The sequence below is a fragment of the Arthrobacter sp. zg-Y769 genome (genome assembly GCF_020907405.1).
Classification (GTDB): domain Bacteria; phylum Actinomycetota; class Actinomycetes; order Actinomycetales; family Micrococcaceae; genus Arthrobacter_B.
In genome coordinates this window covers 55026-76632 of the sequence record NZ_JAJJOE010000009.1, presented here as the reverse complement: position 1 = coordinate 76632, position 21607 = coordinate 55026, and the positions used below count along the sequence as shown (strand labels likewise).

The window sequence follows — 21607 nt, the reverse complement described above, 5'->3', positions numbered from 1 at the left end:
TTCGGGTTATCCCTTGGGTTATCCCTTGGGTTATTTATCCCTTGGGCTATCCCTTGGGCACGGGCGGGCCGAGGTAGAGCAGGACGCTGAAGACCACGGCCACTGCCACCAGGGCCACCATCCCGGACGCGACCGGCCGGCGCAGCACCAGTGCGGCGATCCGGTCCACGCCGTTGGTGGGCTTTTCGCCGCCGGGGGCCATCCGCCAGCCGCCGTCGAGCATCCCGCGGCGGTCCACCGACCGTTCGAAGGGAATGGTTGCCCACGGGATCACCGTGGTCGCCAGGCCGAGGATGCCGGTGCGTGCCGGCCATTTCTGGTTGGCCCAGACAAACAGGGTGACCACGCCGTAAGCAAGGAACACGAAGCCGTGAAGGCCGCCGAAGATGGGCGTCAGGGCTTCGAAATCCAGCACGTATTTGGCGAACATACCGATCAGGAGCAGGGTCCAGGTCACGGCTTCGGCCAGGGCAAGGGTGCGGAACAGTTTGCGGGGTGACATCGGTGCTCTCTGAAGTGGGGCGGATGCTGCCGCGGCAACAAGGGTCACCAACGGGTTGTCAGAATCGTATCCCGGCGTCCGGCTGCGGACCCCACCGAAAGCACGCCTGCGACGAAGATCAACCTCTGGGGTGAACCACTGCGGTTAATAAGTCAGCGGCTGAGTGATCCAGTCGATGTCCCCCCATGGATCCATCCGCTGCAGGATGTCGAAGCTGGTGCGGCAGAAGTCCACTACTGCCTGCTGTGGATCGTCATAGGAAAAGGCGTCGCTAAGCGTAAGGATGAATTCGCTGGAGCGCGTGAGGAATTCCGCCTTTGACGGGGCAAGCATGGTCCCGTAGTTCCCGATGTTGGAGAGGAACGGATAAGGCATCACGTAGAACGACGGTTCCGTGGAGGTAGGGTCCCCGGGCCAGAACCCGAACTCGCAGAACCGTTCATCGAAGCAGTTCACCGCAATCACCCCGTTCCCGGGGTACGGCTCCGACTGGCCGCTGAAGATGGTCCCGGAAAGATCCATGGTGCCGAACCAGTACGACGGCGCGAAGACCTTTCCGCGCACCGGCCCGAAGAACTGTCCGAGGCTTCGGTGGGCGAAGTGCAGGTTGTCCAGGAAGAGCTCCACCGCGTGTTTGTCGTAGCTTGAGTGCTTGGTATCGGAGTCAAACGGCACCGGGTCATAGAATTCCTGCGGCGCGGTGTTGATAGTGGTGGGAGCTTCAATGAATTCCAGTGCCCCCATCAGCTGGCGGTAGAAGTCCGCCACGCTCAGTCCGTCGCTGAGTTCGAACCGCGTGCGGATGTAGTTGCTGTTCTGAACATCCACGTGGTGCTGGCGAAGGTTGAAGTAGATCTCGAAGTTCATGCCGGGTCCGGGGATGATGCCGGTGCCAATGCCCTCCACGGTAAGCGGCATCCGGACGTGGCCCCATTCCGGCTCCGGGTAGCTGTGTTCCAGCTTCACCTTGCCCGCCACCTGCAGGTACAGGTGAAGGGTGTCGGCGGTGGCCTGCCAGTCCGGGTAGTTCAGGAAGTTCTTGTCCATGGGAAGCGCCTTCGGTTGGTGGCTCGGTGGCGGGGGCTCGGGGGCGGACAGCGAACGTGCTGCTCCCAGTCTGAAACCCGCCCCGGAGCCGGTCAACGGCACCTTCTGGCACAATCAGGTTCGTTATTGCAATCAGTCGGGACCCGGGGGATTCATGCGGCTGCACCATGTTCAGGTTTCAATTCCCAAGGACGGCGAGGACCAGGCCCGCCGGTTTTATGGTGAGGCACTGGGACTGACCGAGGTGGAGAAGCCGCCGTCGCTCGCCGGGCGGCTCGAGGAACTGGGGGCCAGGCTTTCAACGCGCGGCTTCGAGGTCTCCTGGACTGACCGGCTCACCCTCGAGGGTTACGAGCGGTTCCACTGCAAGGACCCATTCGGGAACCGCGTGGAAATCCTTTCACCATCTGCGGGCTGATCCCGCTGGTTCGCCGTCTGGCGGGTGGTTTGGCGGTTCACCGGGCGCCAGGGTAGTCCGGCAAGGCTCAGCGCTGGCCCGTCAGTCGAACGCGAACGTGCGCGCACGGACCAGAGGGACACGCAGCTTGTCGACCGCGCTGGCCATGGCCTCTGTGCCGACGTCCGCAAAGGAGCCCATCCCTCCGTACAGGCGCAGGCAGTCAGCGGCTCTCTCCCTCAGGTCAGAGACTTCAGTAATGCCGGCAAACATCCGCTTAATCCAGTCTGCCACCCCACTCCGCCACTCGTCGTCGTCCACCCTCGCTGCGGCTCGGACGGCAGAAGCGGCCGAAAGGATTTCATCGCGGACATCTTCAACACTTTGCGGCATAGCTGGGCGGCTCTCTCTCCGGCGTATCGGTCCCGCTGACCTTGGCCATGATCAGGTGGTCCGTCGAACCCGGGTGCTGCGATATCGGTCCGAGACGTTGGAGGCTCCCCCGGCGGACACTTTCCGGAGCCAGGTTCCAGGGGGCAGGTAGTGGTGCCGAAAAGACAGGTATTTTTGATTTCCGGGGAAGCCGTTGAGGGGCTGGTTTGGGCCCGGAAATGTCAGTGCGGGATGAAATCCTGAGGTATGGATCAGCTCGGGAATACCGAACCGACAACCGAAGAGCCGGGCGATAAAGACCAGCAGCCGGAGGGGCAGCCTGGTGAAGCAAATGCGCCCCGCTCTTCGATAACTTTGTCTGTATACCGGGCGGATTTAGGTGTACAGGCCGCAGGCGTCGGCACCGACGCCATGCCCCTTGCCTTCTGTGACACCGATGCAGCGGAGGCCTCCGGGGCCGCGGATTCCGACGGCGATGCCTCCGAACCCGCGGCCACGCCTTCCACTTCTACTGAGCCCTCCGCCGTTGAAAGTTACCCGGACGGTTTCACCGGGACCCTTGCGTTGCAGAACCTTGAAGCCTTCGACGAAGCCACGGTTGGTGAGGCCTTGGTCCGGGTGGAGCATCTGATTTCCTGGGGGCAGGCGCAGCGGGCCCACCTATTGAACCGGATGGAGCAAATCTTCCGGCACAATTTCTTCGACCCGTCGGAGCAGAATAAACCCGGGATCGCTTTTAGCCTCGCGGCGTCCGAATGCGCCGCCATTCTGAATGTTCCGCAGGTGACCGGTCAGCGGCTACTCAGCGAGGCCGGGCAGCTGTGCGGCACCCATCCGGCGACCTTGGCCGGGCTGGAAGAGGGACGGTTCTCGTACCAGCATGCCCAGGTGGTCCTGGACCAGTGCCAGAACGTTCCTGCCTCGAAACTGCCTGCGTTCGAGGCGGACCTGTTGACGGCTGCGGAGAGTCAGACGCGGACGCAGTTCTCGGCCAGGGCGCGGCGGCTGCGCGAAAAGAAGTTCCCGGAGACCGTCAGCAAAAGGCACCTGACTGCTTTCGAGCAGCGCATGGTCACCCTGGACCGGGAAGAGGACGGCATGTCCTGCCTGTCGGCCCACCTGCGGGCCGCGGAAGCACAGCAGATCTATACCGCTCTCAGCACTGCGGCGCGGGGTGAACAGGCGGGAGGGGATTCCCGGACCACGGATCAGCTGCGTGCGGATATTCTGGCGCAGCTGCTGATGGCCGGCAGCCGGGGACTGTTCACGAGGCCCGGAACCCCGGACGAGGCCGGAACCCGAGACGCGACCGGAGTCCGGCCCGGCACCGGCCACACCGGCAGTGACACTGGCACAGCCAACCGGGGCGAGGACGGAACCGGCTTCGGCAGCGGCTCGGAGGGCGGCCCCGATCACCCAGCCGGACCGGACGAGGGAATCGTCCCTCGGACCGAAATCATGGTGCTGATCAGCGCCGAAACCCTCTTCGGCGCCGACGACCAGCCGGCAGAACTGCACGGCTACGGACCTATCAGCGCCGAAGAAGCCCGCAGGCTGGCCCGCGACGCCGTCGGCTGGACCGGGCTCGCCCAAAACCCGCAGACCGGAGAAATCCTCGGGGTAGGACGGCGCAGAAAAGTCCCGGCCGGGCTCCGCCGCTGGCTTCGGGCCCGGGACGGAACCTGCAGGTTCCCAGGTTGCCGGGTCAGCACCGCGAACGCGGACATTGACCACACCGTCGATTGGGCGAAAGGCGGGCCTACGGACCACGGAAACCTCGAACACCTGTGCCGGCGGCACCACCGGTTCAAGACTCTGGGTTTCTGGAAAGCCTGCCAGCCGGTGCCCGGTGTTATTGAGTGGACTTCGCCGACCGGACGGGTCTATCGGACAGAGCCGTTCCTGGAACTCGGACCACCGTGTCCAGTGCCGGACCCACGAAAGGATCATGGGCGAACGGACCATGAAGAGGCCGAGCAGGAACAGGCACCGCCGTTTTGAGCCTGTCTATGACTTGTTCACTGCGCCTGCCCGAAGCCGCCCTCAGGAACCCACGGCCGCCGGCACCCGGGCAGTGCTCTGCCGCACCACCAATGAGGTGGCCAGATCCAGGCGCAGGTTGTTCGGCCGCTCCCCCTCGAACAGCCGGACCGCCATCCGGGCAGCTTCCTCGGCCATTTCGATCAGCGGCTGGTGCACGGTGGTCAGCGCCGGACTGGACCACTGTGCCACCTGCAGATCGTCATACCCGACAATCGAGAGCTCGTCCGGGACGCTGATGCCCAGCTGCCGGGCGGCGTCGAGCACCCCCAGGGCCTGGAGGTCGCTGCCGGCAAAAATGGCAGTAGGCCGGTCCGGAAGGCTGAGCAGTTCCAGGGCGTGGTCGCGCCCGCCGTCAACGTGGAAGTTGCCATACCGGATCAGGTCCCGGTCCAGCGGCAGGGCGGCGTTGTTCAGAGCAGATCGGTACCCGTCAATCCGCGCCAGCGAACACATCATGTCCTCCGGCCCGGTGATCGCAGCAATCCGGGTGTGCCCCAGCTCGATCAGATGCCGGGTGGCCATCATGCCACCGGACCAGTTGGCCGACCCCACGGACGGCACATCCGGAGCCGGATCCCCTGCCGGATCGATGATCACAAACGGAATGGACCGCGCTTCGAGCTGCCGCCGCGAGTCCTGCGCCAGGTCGGAAAAGACCAGAACGACGCCGACCGGCCGGCGGGCGATCACCCCTTCCACCCACTCGGGCGACGGCGCGTGCCGGGTGCCGCTCTCCGTGAGGACCACGCTCAGGCCCTTCTCCCGGGCTATGTTCTCCACACCGCGGATGATCTCCAATGCCCAGGCGCTTTCGAGTTCGTGGAACACCAGTTCCAGCAGCCGCGACTTGGCCCCGCCCTTGCGGCGATAACCGTGTTCCTCCAGCAACGCCTCGACTTTCGAGCGGGTTTTCCGCGAAACGTCGGTCCTCCCGTTGAGAACTTTCGAAACTGTCGAGAGTGAGACCTCGGCCTCGGAGGCCAGATCGGCCAGCGTGACCGGATTCTGCGGCAGTGATGACTGCATGGATAGTCCTTCGGGGTTCGAAGCAAAGCGGACAACAGTTTATCCAAAAGTGTTGCGCATCACATTACGCACATCTTATGCTGACGGCGTCTAGTAACTTTCGACTAATATACCGAAACTTTCGGAAGGTGTTCAATGATGAACAAACCCTCGTCCCGGACCCCGGTCCTGGCTGCCGCCGGCATGCTGGCGCTCAGCCTCACCCTGGCCGGCTGTGGAGGCGGCGACTCCGCTGCCTCGGACCGTCCCGAAAATGAGATCCATGTCCTCGTTTACGGAGACGCGAGCAACGACGTCGAATCCGCCATGGTCGAACGCTTCAATGAGACCTCCGACGTGAAGGTGGTGCTGGATACCATTCCCGGCGCCGAATACCAGCAGAAGCTGCAGACAGTCATGAGCACCGACGCAGCACCGGACATCTTCTTCAACTGGGGCGGCGGCAGCATCTCCGACTTCGTGGACGCAGACCTGCTGATGCCGCTGGATGATTTCATCGAGGAGGATCCGCAACTGAAGGATGCCTTCCTCCCCTCGGTGTTCGACGTCGCCACGGTCGACGGCACCCCGTACGGTGTGCCGATGCGCGGCACCCAGCCCGTAATGCTCTTCCACAACAAGGAAGTGCTCGCCTCGGCAGGCATCGAGGAAGCGCCGCAGACCTGGGATGAGCTGCTCGACGCCGTCGAGAAGCTCAAGGCTGCAGGTAAGACCCCGATCGCACTGGGCGGCGGCGACGAATGGCCCACCCAGATGTGGTTCTCCTACGTTTATGACCGCGTAGCCGGACCGGAACTGTTCCAGTCTGCTATCGACGGCGACACCGACGTCTGGGATTCCGAAGAAAGCCGGGAATCGCTGGGCATGCTGCGTGAGCTGGTGGACGCCGGGGCTTTCGGCAGCAACTTCCAGTCCGTGAAGTTCACCGATGGCGGCTCCCACACCCTGCTCTCCACGGGTCAGGCCGGCTTCGAACTCATGGGCTCCTGGGAATACTCCACCATCCAGGACGTCAACCCCGAGTTCGCGGCCAGCGGGCTGGGCTGGAGCGAGTTCCCCGAGATCGAGGGAGGCAAGGGAGATCCTGCCAACCTGGTCGGAAACACCAACAACTACTACTCCGTACTCAAGGACACCCGCTACCCCGAAGCCGCACGCGACTTCCTGAAGCTGATGTACTCGGACGAATTTGTCCAGGAGCAGATGGCCATCGGCAACCTGCCCACCACCACCAGCACTGAGCAGTTCCTGGACCAGGCGACCAACCCGGACTACGCCCGCTTCCAGTTCGGACTGGTGCAGGACGCGCCCAACTTCCAGCTGTCCTGGGACCAGGCCTACCCGCCGGCCGCAACGCCCACCATCCACAGCGCTGTTGCCGACTTCTTCGCCGGAAGCATCGACGAAGACGGCTTCATTGAAGCCATGCAGTCGTTGAAGAAGTAGCCGGATCGAAAGCCGAGACCATGACCACTCTGCTTCCACCCCGGCCTCCGGCCGCACCGGACAACCCCGCCAAGGGTCGTCCGGTGCGGCCGGGCCGGGCCCGGCTAAACCGTCCGGGCGTCGCCTGGACCCTGCCCGCCACCGTCTTTTTCGTACTTTTCGCCGTTGTGCCGCTGATCGCCGTCGTTGTGCTGTCCTTTATGACCTGGACGGGGCTGGGCGAACCGAAGTTTGTCGGCATTGAGAACTGGGAAACACTCGCCGGTGATTCGGTAATGCTCAAGAGCCTGTGGCTCAGCGTGCTGTTCATTGTGCTCGGCGTTGTCACCCAGACTCCGGTGAGCATCCTGCTGGGTGTCTGGGCGGCCGGACCGCAGCGAAACCGGGCCGTGCTCAGCGCCATCTTCTTCCTCCCCCTGCTGCTCTCCTCCGCAGCCATCTCGGTGCTGTGGCGGGCGCTGCTGGATCCGAACTTCGGTGTTCCGGCACAGCTCAAATGGCTGTTCGGGGACGGCAACCTCTTCGGCCACCAGTCCACCGCCATCGGCGTGATCATCTTCGTGGGCATGTGGCAGTTCACCCCCTTCCACACGCTGATCTACCAGGGCGCCGCAAAGTCCGTTCCTCCGGTGCTGTACCAGGCCGCGGAAATCGACGGCGCCGGACGGGCCCGCCAGTTCTTCTCCATCACCTTGCCGCAGCTGCGCAACAGCATCATTACCTCGGTGATCCTGATGGTCGTAGGCGGACTGACCACCTTCGAAACGGTCCTGATCCTGACCAACGGCGGCCCCGGGACGGACACCACCATCACTGCGTTCTACATGTTCGAGGAAGCCTTCCGCCGCTACAACTTCGGCATGGGCTCCGCCATCGCGCTGGTCCTGGTAGTGGTGGCCACCGCCATCTCGCTGATCATGGTGAAGGTCTCCGGCTACGACAAAATGCGCAGCACCATGGAGGGAGTCTGATGCGTACCCGCCCCAATTACATTGCCGGAGCTGCGGTCACCGTCTGGCTCCTGATCGTTGCCCTGCCGCTGTATGTCATGGTGGCCGCCAGCGTGCAGAGCCGTGCCGAGTTCAGCGCCAACGGCCCGCTGTCCGTACCCACCAGCCTGACCTTCGAAAACTTCCTGCTGGTCTTCGACAGCGGTTTCGGCAAGTACTTCCTGAACACCTTCATTGTCACGGCCGGCGTGGTGGCCATTGTCCTGCTGGTGGTGCCGCCGCTGTCCTACGCCATTGTGCGCAGCCAGTCCCGCTCGACGACGTTGATCTTCCGGTTCTTCCTGCTCGGGCTGGCCATTCCGGTCCAGGCAGTGATTGTGCCGATGTTCTACCTGATTAACTCGGTGGGCCTGTATGACACCCTGCTGGGCATCATCCTGCCCACGGCCGCGTTCGCACTGCCGATCTGCACGTTGATCCTCTCCGGGACCATGCGGGACATTACCCCAGAGCTTTATGAGGCCATGTCCGTGGACGGTGCCAGCACCGCCCGCACCTTCCTGCGCCTGGTGCTGCCGCTGTCCAAAGGCGGCCTGTCCACGATTGCGGTGTTCGCCGCCCTGCAGGGCTGGAACGGGTTCCTGCTGCCGCTGATCCTGACCCAGTCGGAATCCACCAAGGTGATCACGCTTGGCCTCTTCAACTTCCAAACCCAGTACGGCATTAACGTGCCGGGCATCCTCGCCGCAGTGATGCTCTCCATGGTTCCCGTCCTGCTGGTGTACCTCTTTGCGCGCCGCGCACTGGTCCAGGGCCTTATGGGCGTTGGCGGAAAGTAGACATGACAGAAACAACAGTTCAGCACCTCCCCTGGCGGGACACCTCCCTGCCCGCCCGCGAGCGCGCCGCCCGGCTGGCGGAGCAGATGACACTGCGGGAAAAGGTGGCCCAGCTCTTCGGCGTCTGGGTCGGCGCCTCCAGCGAAGGCGGCCAGGTGGCACCCCACCAGCACGACATGAAGGAACCGGTGCCGCTGGAGGATCTCTTGCCGAACGGACTGGGCCAGCTCACCCGCCCGTTCGGCACCCTGCCCGTCGACGCCGGCATGGGCGCCCTGTCCCTGATGCGCACCCAGCAGCGGATCGCCGAATCCAACCGGTTCGGCATCCCGGCGGTGGCACATGAGGAATGCCTGGCCGGATTCGCGGCCTGGGGTGCGACGGCGTATCCGGTGCCGCTGTCCTGGGGAGCAACGTTCAACCCGGAACTGATCGGTCGGATTGGTGCGGCCATCGGTACCGACATGCGCTCCGTGGGCGTGCATCAGGGGCTCGCTCCCGTGCTCGACGTCGTCCGCGACGCCCGCTGGGGCCGGGTGGAGGAGACCATCGGTGAAGACCCCTACCTGGTGGGCAGCATCGCTTCCGCCTACATCCGCGGCCTCGAAGGCGCGGGCATCGTGGCCACGTTGAAGCACTTCGTGGGCTACTCGGCGTCCAAGGCCGGCCGCAACCTGGCCCCGGTCTCCATCGGCGCACGCGAACGCGCCGACGTGCTGCTGGTGCCCTTCGAAATGGCCGTGCGGGAATCCGGAGTGCGCTCGGTCATGCACGCCTATACCGACGTCGACGGCGTTCCCTCCGCTGCGGACCGCTCACTGCTCACCGGGCTGCTCCGCGAAACGTGGGGCTTCGACGGGACAGTGGTGGCGGACTACTTCGGGATCAGCTTCCTCAAGGAACTGCACCGGGTGGCCGGGTCGCTCGGCGAAGCCGCCGCTGCTGCGCTGACCGCAGGCGTGGACGTGGAACTGCCGACCGTGGATGCCTTCGGCGACCACCTGATCGAAGAAGTGGAGTCGGGGCGGCTGGACGAATCCGTCATCAACACCGCGCTGCTCCGGGTCCTGACACAGAAGGTGCAACTCGGGCTGCTGGACCCGGACTGGTCCGCGGTGCCCTCGGTCCTGGCCGGAGCGGACCTTACGGACTCGTCGGGGGTGTTGGGTTCGGTGGACCTGGATTCTCCGGAGAACCGGTCCCTGGCGGCCGAGGTCGCAGAGCAGGCGTTGATCCTCACCACCAACAACGGAATCCTGCCGCTGTCCGCACCGGAGCGGATCGCCGTCGTCGGCCCCAACGCCGATAACCCGATGGCGTTCCTTGGCTGCTACTCCTTCCCCGCCCACGTGGGCGTGCAGCACCCGGAGGTGGCGGCCGGAATCGAGCTGCCCACGGTCGCGGCCTCGCTGCGGGGCGAATTCCCGGACAGTTCGATCACCGTGACTGCCGGTTGCAGCGTGGACGGTCCGGAAACGGAAGGATTCGCCGACGCGCTGGCCGCAGCCCGCGGGGCCGACGTCGTGGTGGCCGTGCTGGGCGACCGCTCCGGACTGTTCGGTCGCGGCACCAGCGGCGAGGGCTGCGACACCGAATCGCTGGTCCTGCCCGGGGTGCAGCAGCAACTGCTGGATGAACTGCTGGACACCGGCAAACCCGTGGTCCTGGTGCTGCTCACCGGGCGGCCCTATGCCCTGGGCCGCGCCGCCACGGAAGCCGCCGCGGTGATGCACGCGTTCTTCCCCGGCGAAGAGGGCGGCCCGGCGATTGCCGGCGTGCTGAGCGGCAGGGTGAATCCCAGTGGCCGGCTTCCGGTCAGCGTTCCCGCGTCCCCCGGTGCGCAGCCGTCCACCTATCTGGCCGCTCCGCTCGCAGAGTTGAGCGACGTCTCCAGCATCGACCCGACCGCTGCCTTCGCGTTCGGCCACGGGCTGGGCTACAGCAGCTTCGACTGGTCCGATGTCGCCCTGGACGGCCCGGCACAGTTCGGCGTCGACGGCGAAACCTCCGTCTCCGTCACGGTGGCCAACACCGGCGGGCGCGACGGGGTCGAAATTGTCCAGCTCTACCTCCATGATCCGGTAGCCTCCGTGGTGCGTCCGGTGCAGCGGCTGGCCGGCTTTGCCCGGGTTCCGCTGCGCGCCGGAGAAGCAGCGAAGGTGCGGTTTACGGTTCCGGCCGACGCCGCGTCCTTCACCGGGCGGGACGGGCAGCGGATTGTGGAGCCCGGTGACCTGGAGCTGCGTCTTGGGGCGTCGAGTGCCGATATCCGCGGAACGGCCGGTGTTAGCCTGACCGGAACCGTGCGGGTGGTGGACCACACCCGGCGGCTGCACTGCCCGGCGGACGTGGCGCCGCTGGGCTGAGCACCTTTCCGTCAAACCCGGGAGCCAACATGTACGCCGATCTGCCCGCCGACCAACTGGCCGCCTATCGCGGCGGCACCCGTCCCCCGGAGGACCTGGACCGGTTCTGGGCGGACACCCTGGAGGAGGCGCGGCAGCACCCGCTGGCGGTAGAGGTCATCCCCTACCCCAGCGGGCTGCGGACCGTGGAGCTCTACGACGTGGTGTTCCCGGGGTTCGGCGGTGACCCCATCCGGGCCTGGCTGCGGCTGCCGGCCCGGAGCCTGCGCGGTGACGCTCCGCTGCCCGGCGTCGTACACTTTGTCGGTTACGGCGGCGGGCGCGGGGACGCACACGAGAACCTGTTCTGGGCCTCTGCCGGGTTCGCGCACCTGCAGATGGATACCCGCGGGCAGGGCGCCGGCTGGAGCAAGGGGGCCACGCCCGACCCCGCCGGCAGCGCCGGTCCGCAGGTTCCCGGCGTGATGACCCGCGGCGTGCTGGATCCGCAGACCTATTATTACCGTCGCCTGTTCACCGACGCCGTCCGGGCGGTGGAGGCGATGCGGTCTTTGGCACAGGACGGCCCGGTCCCGGTGGATCCGGCGCGGGTGGCCGTGCTGGGACAGAGCCAGGGCGGGGCACTGGCCCTCGCGGCGTCGGCGCTCTGCCCGGACGTGGCCGCCGTCGTCGCGTTCGTGCCGTTCCTGTCCGATTTCCCGCGCGCCGTGACCGTCACCGATTCCTATCCGTACCGCGAAATCCGGGACTACCTGGCGGTCCAGCGCGGGCAGGTGGAGACCGTGATGGAAACGCTGGCCTATTTCGACGCCGTGAACCTGGTGCCGCGGTCCACCGCCCCTGCACTGTTCTCGGTGGCGCTGATGGACACCACCACTCCTCCGTCCACGGTCTACGCCGCGTACAACAACTACGCCGGTCCCAAGGAGCTGACGGTGTGGCCGTTCAACGGGCACGAGGCCGGGGCCATCGAGGACGACGTCGCCGCACTGGCGTTCCTGCAGAAGCAGCTGGCGGGTTAACCCGGGTTCTCGGCGGTGAACAGTTCGAGCATGGCGTTGTAATACCGGTCCGTGCTGCCCTGGGGAACTCCGCCGATCTTCTCGCAGACCCGCCGGGAGGACGTGTTGGCAGGATCGATCACCACCACCACACGGGGCAGGCCCTGCTTGAATCCGTGCTGCAGGACCGCGGAGGCAGCCTCCGGAGCATAGCCGTGTCCCCAACTGTCGGGATGGAAATGCCAGCCGATCTCGATATCGCCCGAGGGCTTCCGCTCCGGGCCGGACGCCGGAATGGACTTGAGCAGCAGCGTCCCGGCCAGCTGTCCGGTTTCCTTGTCCTGCACCGCCCAGACGCCGCAGGTTCCGTCATCCAGGCGCGTCCAGGCTTCAATGAGGGCGTTCGCCTCGTCGAGATCCGTCATCAGCTTCGGAACGGCTCCCAGGAAACGCTGCACCTCCATGCGGGAGTACAGGTCCAGGACGAAGTCCGCGTCCTCGGACGTGAACGGGCGCAGGGTCAGTCGGGGCGTCTCCAGGGTCTGCATGCCGGGAAGTCTACTGCCGCGCCCCGTCCTAGGCAGCCGCAATCCGGTAGGACAGCCGGTGCTCCTCACCGGGAGCCAGCACAATGAGGTCCCTGCCGGAGTTGAAGGCATCCGGCGGGCAGGTCATCGGTTCCACGGCCACACCCAGGCGGTCCATCTTCTCGCCGGAATAGACCTGCAGCCACGGAGCATCTGTGCCCGCAGCGGACAGGACGGCGCCGAAGCCGGTCTCCGGATTCGTGAGCGTGACCCGCCACGCGTCGTCGGGCAGGCCGGTGAAGGCATGGTCGACGGTGCGGGCACCGATCGGCTCCGGCGCAGAGAAGGAGAGCAGGGTTCCCGCCGTGTCCCGCAGTTCACTCAAATCCAGGGGGCTGCCGGACTGCTCCGGGCCGCCGAGGACCTGCGCAGCCGGCACGTCCAGCACGCAGCGGTCCACCGGCACCCGGTCGGCAGTGAGATACGGGTGCGCAGAGACGCCGTAGGGGGCGGACGCCGTACCCGCATTGGCGGAGGACAACTCCACGCTCAGCCCGGTTTCGGCATCGAGCGCGTAGACCGCCTGCAGTTCCAGCTGGAACGGATACCCCGGCTGGCCCATCAGCCGGTGCCGCAGCACCACGCGCTCCGGCGAGGATTCGGCAACGTCCCAGGCGTCCCAGGCCACCAGCCCGTGCAGGGCCATGCCGGTCTCGGGTTCGTTGACCGGCACCTGGTAGTCGGTGCCTGCAAAGGTGTAGCGGCCGCCGGCAATCCGGTTCGGCCAGGGCATCAGCACCTTGCCGGAGAAGGCCTGCGGAATCTCGTTCTCCCCGAGCGGCAGCACCAGATGGCGGCCCCCTAACGTCAGGCCGGCAAGGGTGGCTCCGACGGGCAGGATGGTGGCCCGGTAGTCCCCTGCAGCCAGTTCGACGGGGTGGCCGTTGGGCCCGAAGGAGGAAGTCATGGCCCCGATCCTACCGGGCAGCCGGCAGCGTGGGAGTTCCGGCCGCCTGCCGGTAACGCCGCAGGACCCCGGGGGTGGGATCGGCCGTCACCACCACGGACGCGCCGTCGTTCCAGGCGGGCCACGCGCCGGTGAGGACGGCGGCGGCCTGCCGGGCGGCGCCGTCGGCCACGTACTCCCCCGGGCGCGGCACGGTGACGGGCAGCTCGAAGACGGCGGCGATGGTCTGCTGGATCGCCTCGGACCGGGCCGCCCCGCCCACCAGGATCACGCGCTGCGCGGACACTCCGGTGTCCTTCAACGCCGCAAAGCCGTCCGCGAGGGAACAGGCCACGGCCTCGACGGCGGCACGGGCCAGGTTCGCGGGTGTGAAGTTCCGCAGCGTCATGCCGTGCAGGGAACCGGTGGCGTCCGGCAGGTTGGGGGTGCGTTCCCCCTCGAAGTAGGGCACCATCACCAGTCCGTCGGCGCCGGCCGGAGCGGAGAGCGCCAGCCGGGTCAGTTCATTCAGTTCCACCCCAAGCAGGGACGCGGTGGCGTCCAGGACACGGGAGGCGTTCAAGGTGGCGGTGAGCGGCAGGAAGTGGCCGGTGGCGTCGGCAAAGCCGGCCACAAGGCCGCTCGCGTCCGACGTCGGATCGTCGACGACGGCGAACACGGTGCCGGAGGTGCCGATGGACACCACCACGTCTCCCACTCCGGCAGCAACACCCAGTCCGGCCGCCGCATTGTCACCGGCGCCGGGGCCGATCAGGGCGCCTGCCGGGGTGCGGCCGCCGGCCTCGAGCGTACCCAGTACGCGGGGCAGCTGCGGCACGTGGCCGAGGGTCTGCTCCAGCACCTCGGGCAGGTACTCGCCGGTGGACGGGGACCAGTAGCCGGTGCCGGAGGCGTCGGACCGGTCGGTGGTCAGCGCGGCCAGCCCGTTGGCGCCGCTGCCGGGGCCGTAGCCGGCCAGGCGCCAGCTCAGCCAGTCGTGCGGCAGGCAGACAGCCGCGGTGCGGGCGGCATTTTCCGGCTCGTTGTCGGCCAGCCAGCGCAGCTTCGCGGCGGTAATCGAGGCCACCGGCACGGTACCCGTGGTGTCGGCCCAGTACCGGGCGCCGTCGGGTCCGGCGTCGGCAATGAGCTTGGCTGCGGCACCGGCGGAGCGCACATCGTTCCAGAGCAGCGCCGGACGGACCACTGCACCGGTTTCGTCCAGGCAGACCATGCCGTGCTGCTGCCCGCCCACCGAGACCGCATCGACGTCGTCCAGTCCCCCGGCAGCCGCGGCTGCTTCCAGGAGCGCCACCCACCAGGCTTCCGGGTCCACCTCCGTGCCCGCCGGGTGGCGGGCCGTGCCCTCACGGACCAGGGCACCGGTCTGCGCGTCGCGGATAACTACCTTGCAGGACTGGGTGGAGCTGTCGACTCCGGCAACGAGTGGCATGTCGAGCCTTTCAACGGGGCTGCCGCCGGTCCCCCCAGGACCCGGCGGCAGCACGATGCGGTGGATTGCGGCGGCGTGCGCAGGAAGCCTAGCGGGCACCCATCAGGTGTGCCAGCGCCAGCTGGTTCAGCTTCACGAACCCGAAGTCGCGCTCCGCGGCGGCGTCGGCGTTGAAGTCCTCGAAGGACGCGGTATCGGAGAGCAGGTCCGCAACCGATTCACCCGCGGCCAGCGTCGGAGCGGCCAGCTCGGTGATGCCCGCGTACTGCATGGCTTCCTGCACCTCGGGATCGGCACGGAAGGCCAGGGCGCGTTCCTTGAGCAGCAGGTACATGTCCATGTTGGCCTTGGCGCTTTCCCAGACGCCGTCGTAACCCTCGGTGCGGGAGGGCTTGTAGTCGAAGTGGCGCGGGCCCTCGTAGCGCGGGCCGCCGTTCGGGAAGCCGTTTTCCAGCAGGTCCACGGTGAAGAAGGCGCTGGTGAGGTCGCCGTGGCCGAAGACCAGGTCCTGGTCGAACTTGATGGACTTCTGCCCGTTGAGGTCAATGTGGAAGAGCTTGCCGGACCACAGGGCCTGGGCGATGCCGTGGGTGAAGTTCAACCCGGCCATCTGCTCGTGTCCGGTTTCCGGGTTCAGGCCGACAATATCGCCGTGCTCAAGCTGGGCAATGAAGGCCAGGCCGTGGCCGATGGTCGGCAGGAAGATGTCGCCGCGCGGTTCGTTGGGCTTGGGCTCGATGGCGATGCGCAGCCCGTAGCCCTTCTCCTTGATGTAGCCGGCAGCGGTGTCGATGCCCTCGCGCATGCGGTCAAAGGCGGCGGCGAAGTCCTTGGAACCGTCATATTCGCTGCCTTCGCGGCCGCCCCACATCACGAAGGTTTCCGCACCGAGCTCCGCGGCGAGGTCGATGTTCCGCAGCACCTTACGCAGTGCGAAGCGGCGGACCGAGCGGTCATTGGAGGTGAAGCCGCCGTCCTTGAACACGGGGTGCGTGAACAGGTTGGTGGTCACCATGGGTGCCTTCAGGCCGGTTTCGGCCAGGGCGTCGGTGAAGTTCTTGATGATGATGTCCCGCTCCTGCGCCGTGGCGTCGAAGGGAACCAGGTCATTGTCGTGGAAGGTCACCCCGTAGGCACCGAGTTCGGCGAGCTTATGCATGCCCTTGATGGGATCCAGGGCGGCCCGCGTCGGGGTGCCGAAGGGGTCGGTTCCGGTCCAGCCGATGGTCCAGAGGCCGAAGGTAAAGCGGTCGGAAGGCGATGGCGTCATTGTCACGATAGCTCCAGATCAAGTATTAGTTGGAAGCAACAACATATTTTGCGAAGCGTCTCCTGTCAATGGTTCTTCGGTACAAACCCAAGCTTCCGCCAACACTGCCGGCAACCGGAGCGCGCTTTTGTTGTCTGCACCAACGAAAGTACAACGACGGCGGGTAGGCTGAAAGATGACCAGCACCAGGAAAGGAAACGCAGACGTGGAAAGCGGCATTATCAGCGCCCCCGCCCCGGCAGGCCGCGGCACCGACAACCTGCGCTCCACCAACCTCTCGCGCATCCTGACCCTGCTGCACCGGAACGGGCAGCTCTCCCGGGCGGACCTGACCCGGCTCACCGGCTTCAACCGTTCCACCGTCGGAGCCCTGGTAGGCGAACTGGCCGCCATCGGACTGGCCTATGAAACGGATCCGCCTGCCGGACGGGTGGGCCGACCCAGTCCGCTGGTCCACCCCAACGAACGGGTGGCCGCCGTGGTGGTCCACCCCGACGTCGACGCCGTCACCGTGGGCCTCGTGGGCCTGGGCGGCCGGGTGCACCGCCGGGTCCGCCATGACACCGTCTCGCCGCCGAGCGTGGACGAAACAATAAGCATTACCCGGGCCGTACTGGCCGGGATGGCCCCGGACCTTGCCGCCATGGACCGGATTGCCGGCGTGGGCGTTGCCGTGCCCGGACTGACGCGCACCTCCGACGGCCAGGTGCTGCTGGCCCCGCATCTGGGCTGGCGGAACGAACCGCTGGCCGGCCCCCTGGCCCAGGCACTGGACCTGCCGGTCTTCGCCGGCAACGACGCCACGGTGGGTTCGGTGGCCGAAAGCCTCTTCGGCGCCGCCGTCGACACGGACCATGCCGTGTACCTCAACGGCAGTGCGAGCGGCATCGGCGGCGGAATCATCGTTGCCGGTACGCCGCTGCGCGGCGCTGACGGCTACGCGGGCGAGCTCGGGCACACCTTGGTCCGCAGCGACGGGGAACAGTGCCACTGCGGCCGGCGCGGCTGCCTGGAAACGGAAGTGAACCTGGCCCGGCTGCTAAAGGTGCTGGGCCTGGACCGCGCGGACCAGGACACCCTGGACGCCGCGATGGCACAGCAGCAGACCGCAGCGGTGCGCGCCGAAGCGGACCGGCAGCTGGACCAGCTGGCGGTGGCGCTGACGAACTTCGTGAACATCTTCAACCCGGACACGATTGTCCTGGGCGGTTTCCTCGGCACGCTGTTTGCCGCCAATCCGGAACGGCTGACCGACGCCGTTGCCGCCGAGGCGGTGTCGGGCCTGGGCGAGCGGGTACGGCTGCGCCGGGCCGCGCTGCGCTCGGAGCTGCTGCTGGTCGGCGCCGCCGAGCTGGCCTTCGCTCCAGTGCTGGCGGCGCCGCGCCCGGCCTAGGAACGCGCCCGGCCTAGGAGTCCCAGCCGAAGCCGAAGCGCTCGGCCCGGAACGGTTCCAGCAGCGGATGCCGGCGGCCCAGGAGGATTTCACTGGCCACCAGCTCCCCGGCGATCAGGCCCAGGGTGGCGCCCGAGTGCGTGAACGCGGTCCAGCAGCCGGGCATCGCCGCCAGCTCGCCAAGCACCGGCTCGCCGTCCCCGGGCACCGGCTTCAGCCCGGGAAGCCAGCCCTGCGGCACCACCTCGGGATGCCCGGCGAGCACCCGGCTCGCCTCGGCCGCCAGTTCGGCCGGCACGTCGGGATCCACACTCCAGCTGCCGTCCCCGTTGCGCGTCACCCGGTCCAGGTACCAGGTGGAGTCCATGGCGAGCCGTCCACCCGGGTGCGGACGCAGCGAAATCCGCGGTGTATTCAGCACGGCCTGCAGTCCGTGCTCCACCGGTTCGCTGATCACCAGCATTGCCGGATCCGAGGCATCGGGTAGGTCAACGCCGGCCTCGGCGAGTACCGCGGGCGTACCGGCTCCGCAGGCGACGACGACGGCGTCGGCCGCGTATTCCTCGCCGCCGGCGGTACGCAGCCCCCGCGCCCGGACGCCGCCGTCGGTCCCGTCGTCTTCCCGGGTCACAGTGCACCGGCCGGCATGTTCAATCAGGGTGCCGCCGCGCAGCGTGAACTCCTCGGCCAGGTGCCGGACCAGGTGCGGCAGCGACACCCAGCCCTCCCCCGGATTGACCAGCACCCGGTGCGGCAGCGCTCCCGGGTCAACGCCGGGAACGACACCCTGCACGTCCCCGCGTTCCACCATCAGGGCCTCGTAACCCTGCCGGGTCTGTTGGTTGTGCCGCTCGAGTACGGTGAACGGATCATCGTCCCAGTACAGGCCGCCGTCGAACGCCAGCCAGTCGATGCCGGGATTCCGGGCCAGCAGGGTCCGGTACCGGTCGATACCGGCCATCCGCAGCCGGTAATAGTCCTCGCCGTAGCCGCCGCCGGCGTTCAGCCAGGACAGCGAGCGCCCCGAGGCTCCGCTGCCCACCGCTGCCTCCGTCACCAGGAGCACGTCGGCGCCGCCGCGCAGCAGCTGCACCGCGGTGGAAAGTCCCAGCACTCCGCCGCCCAGGACGGCGACGGTATCCGGCGGAAGCGGGTTCGGCATGCTTTTGCCCTTCATGAAGTACCGCGGCGTTGGATTCTCTGGTTACCTTGTCAGGTAATTTCCAGCAGTTTAAGCGAAAGACGGCGCCGTGCCTTCCTCTTCCTCCCCCGAACAGCCGCGCCGCATCCCGGTAATTGCCGACGTCGACACCGGCGTCGACGATGCCCTGGCCCTGGCCTTCCTGGCCCGCAGCCCGCGCATCGACCTGCGGGCGGTGACCTGCGTGGCCGGGAACACCGACGTCGACCAGGTGCTGCGCAACACCCTGGACGTACTGGACCTTGCCGGCCGGCCGGATGTTCCGGTGGCCCGCGGAGCAGAGCGGCCGCTGATCAATGAACCCCGCAATGCGCATGCCTTCCACGGCGCCAACGGGATCGGCGGGCTGCAGCTGCCGGCCGCCAGCACCCAGGCCTCGCCGCTGGCCGCCGTCGAACTGCTGCACCGCACCATCGAGGACTCCCCGGAACCGGTGACGCTGCTGGGAATCGGCCCGCTGACCAACCTGGCGGTGTTCCTGCGTGCCTACCCGCGCACGGCCCGGAAGCTGGAGCGGATTGTGTTTATGGGCGGGTCCGCCGGAATCGGCAACGCCACCTCGCATGCCGAGTTCAATGCCTGGCACGATCCCGAGGCTCTGGCCGTGGTGCTGGACAGCGGTGTACCCGTGACCATGTACGGGCTGGACGTTTTTATGCTCGCCACCCTCGATGCGCCGGAGTACCTGTTGCTGGAAGCCTCTGCGGATCCCGGTGCACGGCTGGTGGGCAGGCTGCTGGCCTCCGGCGCGCGGACCCGGGCGGCAGGAGGCGTCGTTGGGTCGGAGCCCCTTCCGGCGGTGAGCGCGAATGACGGCACGCTGGATCCCATGACCATCGGCGACGCCGGTGCGGCCTGCCTGATCGCCGCGCCGGAGACGGTGGTGCTCCAGGATTACCCGGTGCGCGTGGAGCTCGCCGGACACAGCCGCGGGCAGACCCTGGTGGACCGGCGGTTCATCGCCGGGGAGGACACGGTGCACGGACTGCTCGCCCCGGCACCGGTCATTTCGGTGGCCATGGCCCTGGATCACCCCGCCATGATCCGGACGTTCCTGGACACGGTGGCCCCGGGCGAGGCTATTCGTAGCTGAAGAAGCCCTGCCCGGTCTTGCGTCCGAGTTCGCCGCGGGCCACCTTGTCCCGCAGGATCTGCGGCGGTTCGAAGCGATCGCCCAGCATCGAATGCAGGTATTCGGCAATTCCCAGGCGCACGTCCAGGCCCACCAGGTCGGTGGTCCGCAGCGGGCCGGTGGGGTGGCGGTAGCCCAGCGTCATGGCAGTGTCGATGTCCTCGGCCGAGGCCACACCGTCCTCCACCATTCGCATGGCTTCCAACGCCAGGGCAACCCCGAGGCGGGAGGATGTGAAACCGGGCGCATCGCGGACGACGACGGCGGCCTTGCCCAGGGCAGCAATCCATTCCTGTGCGCTCTCCGCGAGGGCGTCGGATGTCCGGCTGCCGAGGACCAGTTCCACCAGCCGGGAGGCGGGCACGGGATTGAAGAAGTGGAGCCCGCAGAAGTTCTCCGGCCGTTTGAGGTCCGCAGCCAGCCGGTCCACGGACAGCGAGGACGTGTTGGTGGCCAGCCAGGCGCCGTCGTCGAGCTGTTCCTCCACAGCGTGCAGGGCGGCGGACTTCAGTGCAAAGTCCTCCGGCACCGCTTCCACCACCAGGCCGCAGCCCGCGAACGCCGCGTAGTCCACGGCGAAGACGGCACGCAGCTCCTGGGCGCTTTCGTCCGCATCCCCGCGGTCCGCGCTTTTGGCGAGTGAGCCGCGAACCCGGATGCGGGCGGCGTCGGCGGCTTCCCGGTCGCGTTCGACCACGACCACCTCGGCTCCGGCCAGCAGGAAGGCGTGCGCAATGCCCGCGCCCATGCGGCCTCCGCCCAGCACCCCTACCCGGGCGGGCAAGCTGTCAGCGCTCCCGAGTGCCACGGGGGTTCTCCTTGCGGTCGAGGAAGGCCTGCATACGGTCGAACTTGGCCTCGGATTCAAACAGGATGCCCTGGGCGAGGTTGTCGATCAGCGGATGCGCCCCGCGCGGGGCGGCGAAGGCCGCTTTGGTCAGCCGCAGGGCCAGGGGATCCGAGGCTGTGATGCGGTCTGCGAGCGCATGGGCGGCCGGCAGCAGACCGGCGGGGTGGTGGAGTTCGGTGACCAGCCGGACGGCCAGGGCTTCCTGCCCGGAGAGGATCCGCCCGGCCAGCAGCATGTCCTTGGCCAGCGGCTCCCCCACCAGTTCCTTCAACCGCCAGGTGGCGCCGGCGGCCGCCATGATTCCCAGCCCCGCTTCGGGCTGGCCGATCTTCAGCCGCGGCGTGCCGAGCCGGAAGTCCGCGGCGTAGGCCAGCTCCGCACCGCCACCGAGCGCAAAACCGTCCAGGGCGGCGATCACGGGCAGCGGCAGGGCGGCTATCCGGGTGAAGAGGCCGGAGTTGATGCCGGCAAGGGCGTCATCGCGGCGCCGTTCGCGCAGCTCGGCGATGTCCGCTCCGGAGGCAAATATTCCTTTGCCGCCGACCTCCGTTCCGGACAGGATCAGTACCCGCGGGTGCCGCTCCAGCTCGGCGCAGGCCTGATGCAGCTCCGCGACCATGGCAGCGTCGATGGCGTTGCGGACCTCGGGCCGGTGAAGCCGGATGTGGACCCGATCCGCGCCTTCGGTGGCCCGGAGCGTGGTGAATCCATCGAATGCCGTGGTCCGCTGCGGAGGTTCGGTCACCATGGGCCTGTCCTTTCGGTCCTGCCGGCGTCCCTGCCGACGGTCCCAGTATTACGCAGGTGCAGGGCTTTTCCGTGACG

Annotated in this window: 20 protein-coding genes; 9 read left to right on the top strand and 11 right to left on the bottom strand. The window is 67.2% G+C overall.

From position 1 onward, the window contains the following. Positions 1–46: 46 nt before the first annotated feature. Together LOC60_RS09240 and LOC60_RS09235 are read right to left on the bottom strand one after the other, a co-directional pair. On the bottom strand, positions 47–502 hold the full coding sequence (locus LOC60_RS09240) for a DUF3817 domain-containing protein (protein ID WP_230024592.1): 456 nt from the start codon (positions 500–502) through the stop codon (positions 47–49). A 144-nt stretch (positions 503–646) separates the two neighbouring features. Further along, positions 647–1549, bottom strand: a complete 903-nt coding sequence (locus LOC60_RS09235) for a DUF5996 family protein (RefSeq protein WP_230024591.1) — start codon at positions 1547–1549, stop codon at positions 647–649. Positions 1550–1703: 154 nt separating this feature from the next. Here LOC60_RS09235 and LOC60_RS09230 point away from each other — a divergent pair, with 154 nt between their 5' ends. Next, positions 1704–1967 carry a hypothetical protein gene (locus LOC60_RS09230; protein WP_230024589.1) on the top strand — a complete coding sequence of 88 codons (264 nt, stop codon included), beginning with the start codon at positions 1704–1706 and terminating at the stop codon, positions 1965–1967. Positions 1968–2048: 81 nt separating this feature from the next. Here LOC60_RS09230 and LOC60_RS09225 read toward each other — a convergent pair whose 3' ends face one another. Next, positions 2049–2339 carry a DUF6966 domain-containing protein gene (locus LOC60_RS09225; protein WP_230024588.1) on the bottom strand — a complete coding sequence of 97 codons (291 nt, stop codon included), beginning with the start codon at positions 2337–2339 and terminating at the stop codon, positions 2049–2051. 411 nt (positions 2340–2750) lie between these two features. Here LOC60_RS09225 and LOC60_RS09220 point away from each other — a divergent pair, with 411 nt between their 5' ends. After that, complete coding sequence (locus tag LOC60_RS09220; protein ID WP_230024587.1) at positions 2751–4340, top strand: HNH endonuclease signature motif containing protein; 1590 nt, start codon at positions 2751–2753, stop codon at positions 4338–4340. Positions 4341–4382: 42 nt separating this feature from the next. Here LOC60_RS09220 and LOC60_RS09215 read toward each other — a convergent pair whose 3' ends face one another. Beyond that, positions 4383–5408: a LacI family DNA-binding transcriptional regulator gene (locus LOC60_RS09215; protein WP_230024586.1), complete on the bottom strand. Its 1026-nt coding sequence runs from the start codon at positions 5406–5408 to the stop codon at positions 4383–4385. 135 nt (positions 5409–5543) lie between these two features. On the opposite strand from LOC60_RS09215, the gene LOC60_RS09210 reads away from it, so the two are divergent. The 5 genes from LOC60_RS09210 to LOC60_RS09190 are packed head-to-tail and all read left to right on the top strand — an operon-like array spanning position 5544 to position 12031. Next, complete coding sequence (locus LOC60_RS09210; protein WP_230024585.1) at positions 5544–6854, top strand: ABC transporter substrate-binding protein; 1311 nt, start codon at positions 5544–5546, stop codon at positions 6852–6854. A gap of 20 nt (positions 6855–6874) precedes the next feature. After that, the gene (locus LOC60_RS09205) at positions 6875–7825 is read left to right on the top strand and encodes a carbohydrate ABC transporter permease (protein WP_230024584.1); all 951 of its coding nucleotides are present in this window, start codon (positions 6875–6877) and stop codon (positions 7823–7825) included. Further along, positions 7825–8643 (top strand): carbohydrate ABC transporter permease, encoded by an 819-nt coding sequence (locus tag LOC60_RS09200; RefSeq protein ID WP_230024582.1) that lies wholly within the window; start codon positions 7825–7827, stop codon positions 8641–8643. The genes LOC60_RS09205 and LOC60_RS09200 overlap by 1 nt, the downstream gene beginning before the upstream one ends. Positions 8644–8645: 2 nt before the next feature. Beyond that, positions 8646–11009 (top strand): beta-glucosidase family protein, encoded by a 2364-nt coding sequence (locus LOC60_RS09195; protein WP_230024581.1) that lies wholly within the window; start codon positions 8646–8648, stop codon positions 11007–11009. Positions 11010–11038: 29 nt separating this feature from the next. Then, complete coding sequence (locus tag LOC60_RS09190; RefSeq protein ID WP_230024580.1) at positions 11039–12031, top strand: acetylxylan esterase; 993 nt, start codon at positions 11039–11041, stop codon at positions 12029–12031. On the opposite strand, the gene LOC60_RS09185 is transcribed toward LOC60_RS09190, so the two are convergent. The 4 genes from LOC60_RS09185 to xylA form a co-directional block, all read right to left on the bottom strand. Then, positions 12028–12558 (bottom strand): GNAT family N-acetyltransferase, encoded by a 531-nt coding sequence (locus LOC60_RS09185; protein ID WP_230024579.1) that lies wholly within the window; start codon positions 12556–12558, stop codon positions 12028–12030. The genes LOC60_RS09190 and LOC60_RS09185 overlap by 4 nt on opposite strands. Before the next feature lie 28 nt (positions 12559–12586). Next, a complete protein-coding gene (locus tag LOC60_RS09180) occupies positions 12587–13504 on the bottom strand; it encodes an aldose-1-epimerase (RefSeq protein ID WP_230024578.1) in 918 nt (305 codons plus the stop codon). A 10-nt stretch (positions 13505–13514) separates the two neighbouring features. After that, on the bottom strand, positions 13515–14936 hold the full coding sequence (locus LOC60_RS09175) for a xylulokinase (protein WP_230024577.1): 1422 nt from the start codon (positions 14934–14936) through the stop codon (positions 13515–13517). Positions 14937–15024: 88 nt separating this feature from the next. Then, complete coding sequence (gene xylA / locus LOC60_RS09170) at positions 15025–16206, bottom strand: xylose isomerase (RefSeq protein WP_231713334.1); 1182 nt, start codon at positions 16204–16206, stop codon at positions 15025–15027. 205 nt (positions 16207–16411) lie between these two features. Here xylA and LOC60_RS09165 point away from each other — a divergent pair, with 205 nt between their 5' ends. Continuing rightward, complete coding sequence (locus LOC60_RS09165; protein WP_230024574.1) at positions 16412–17599, top strand: ROK family transcriptional regulator; 1188 nt, start codon at positions 16412–16414, stop codon at positions 17597–17599. Between the two features lie 13 nt (positions 17600–17612). Here the strand turns inward: LOC60_RS09165 and LOC60_RS09160 are convergent, their stop codons facing one another. After that, complete coding sequence (locus tag LOC60_RS09160) at positions 17613–18761, bottom strand: NAD(P)/FAD-dependent oxidoreductase (protein WP_230024572.1); 1149 nt, start codon at positions 18759–18761, stop codon at positions 17613–17615. A gap of 88 nt (positions 18762–18849) precedes the next feature. Between LOC60_RS09160 and LOC60_RS09155 the strand changes: the two genes are divergently transcribed. Continuing rightward, entirely contained in the window at positions 18850–19893 is a 1044-nt protein-coding gene (locus LOC60_RS09155) for a nucleoside hydrolase (RefSeq protein WP_230024570.1), read from the top strand. On the opposite strand, the gene LOC60_RS09150 is transcribed toward LOC60_RS09155, so the two are convergent. Together LOC60_RS09150 and LOC60_RS09145 are read right to left on the bottom strand one after the other, a co-directional pair. After that, a complete protein-coding gene (locus tag LOC60_RS09150) occupies positions 19880–20740 on the bottom strand; it encodes a 3-hydroxyacyl-CoA dehydrogenase family protein (protein WP_331460795.1) in 861 nt (286 codons plus the stop codon). The two genes, LOC60_RS09155 and LOC60_RS09150, sit on opposite strands and share 14 nt — an antisense overlap. After that, a complete protein-coding gene (locus LOC60_RS09145; protein WP_230024568.1) occupies positions 20721–21530 on the bottom strand; it encodes an enoyl-CoA hydratase/isomerase family protein in 810 nt (269 codons plus the stop codon). Before LOC60_RS09145 ends, LOC60_RS09150 begins: the two co-directional genes overlap by 20 nt. Positions 21531–21607 lie beyond the last annotated feature (77 nt).

Excerpts from the sequence above, each read along its gene's own strand:
- LOC60_RS09215 (WP_230024586.1), bottom strand. The coding sequence starts at position 5,408 with ATGCAGTCATCACTGCCGCAGAATCCGGTCACGCTGGCCGATCTGGCC.
- LOC60_RS09230 (WP_230024589.1), top strand. The coding sequence starts at position 1,704 with ATGCGGCTGCACCATGTTCAGGTTTCAATTCCCAAGGACGGCGAGGAC.
- LOC60_RS09240 (WP_230024592.1), bottom strand. The coding sequence starts at position 502 with ATGTCACCCCGCAAACTGTTCCGCACCCTTGCCCTGGCCGAAGCCGTG.
- LOC60_RS09190 (WP_230024580.1), top strand. The coding sequence starts at position 11,039 with ATGTACGCCGATCTGCCCGCCGACCAACTGGCCGCCTATCGCGGCGGC.
- LOC60_RS09220 (WP_230024587.1), top strand. The coding sequence starts at position 2,751 with ATGCCCCTTGCCTTCTGTGACACCGATGCAGCGGAGGCCTCCGGGGCC.
- xylA (WP_231713334.1), bottom strand. The coding sequence starts at position 16,206 with ATGACGCCATCGCCTTCCGACCGCTTTACCTTCGGCCTCTGGACCATC.
- LOC60_RS09195 (WP_230024581.1), top strand. The coding sequence starts at position 8,646 with ATGACAGAAACAACAGTTCAGCACCTCCCCTGGCGGGACACCTCCCTG.
- LOC60_RS09185 (WP_230024579.1), bottom strand. The coding sequence starts at position 12,558 with ATGCAGACCCTGGAGACGCCCCGACTGACCCTGCGCCCGTTCACGTCC.
- LOC60_RS09210 (WP_230024585.1), top strand. The coding sequence starts at position 5,544 with ATGATGAACAAACCCTCGTCCCGGACCCCGGTCCTGGCTGCCGCCGGC.
- LOC60_RS09175 (WP_230024577.1), bottom strand. The coding sequence starts at position 14,936 with ATGCCACTCGTTGCCGGAGTCGACAGCTCCACCCAGTCCTGCAAGGTA.
- LOC60_RS09235 (WP_230024591.1), bottom strand. The coding sequence starts at position 1,549 with ATGGACAAGAACTTCCTGAACTACCCGGACTGGCAGGCCACCGCCGAC.
- LOC60_RS09180 (WP_230024578.1), bottom strand. The coding sequence starts at position 13,504 with ATGACTTCCTCCTTCGGGCCCAACGGCCACCCCGTCGAACTGGCTGCA.
- LOC60_RS09205 (WP_230024584.1), top strand. The coding sequence starts at position 6,875 with ATGACCACTCTGCTTCCACCCCGGCCTCCGGCCGCACCGGACAACCCC.
- LOC60_RS09145 (WP_230024568.1), bottom strand. The coding sequence starts at position 21,530 with ATGGTGACCGAACCTCCGCAGCGGACCACGGCATTCGATGGATTCACC.
- LOC60_RS09200 (WP_230024582.1), top strand. The coding sequence starts at position 7,825 with ATGCGTACCCGCCCCAATTACATTGCCGGAGCTGCGGTCACCGTCTGG.
- LOC60_RS09160 (WP_230024572.1), bottom strand. The coding sequence starts at position 18,761 with ATGCCGAACCCGCTTCCGCCGGATACCGTCGCCGTCCTGGGCGGCGGA.
- LOC60_RS09225 (WP_230024588.1), bottom strand. The coding sequence starts at position 2,339 with ATGCCGCAAAGTGTTGAAGATGTCCGCGATGAAATCCTTTCGGCCGCT.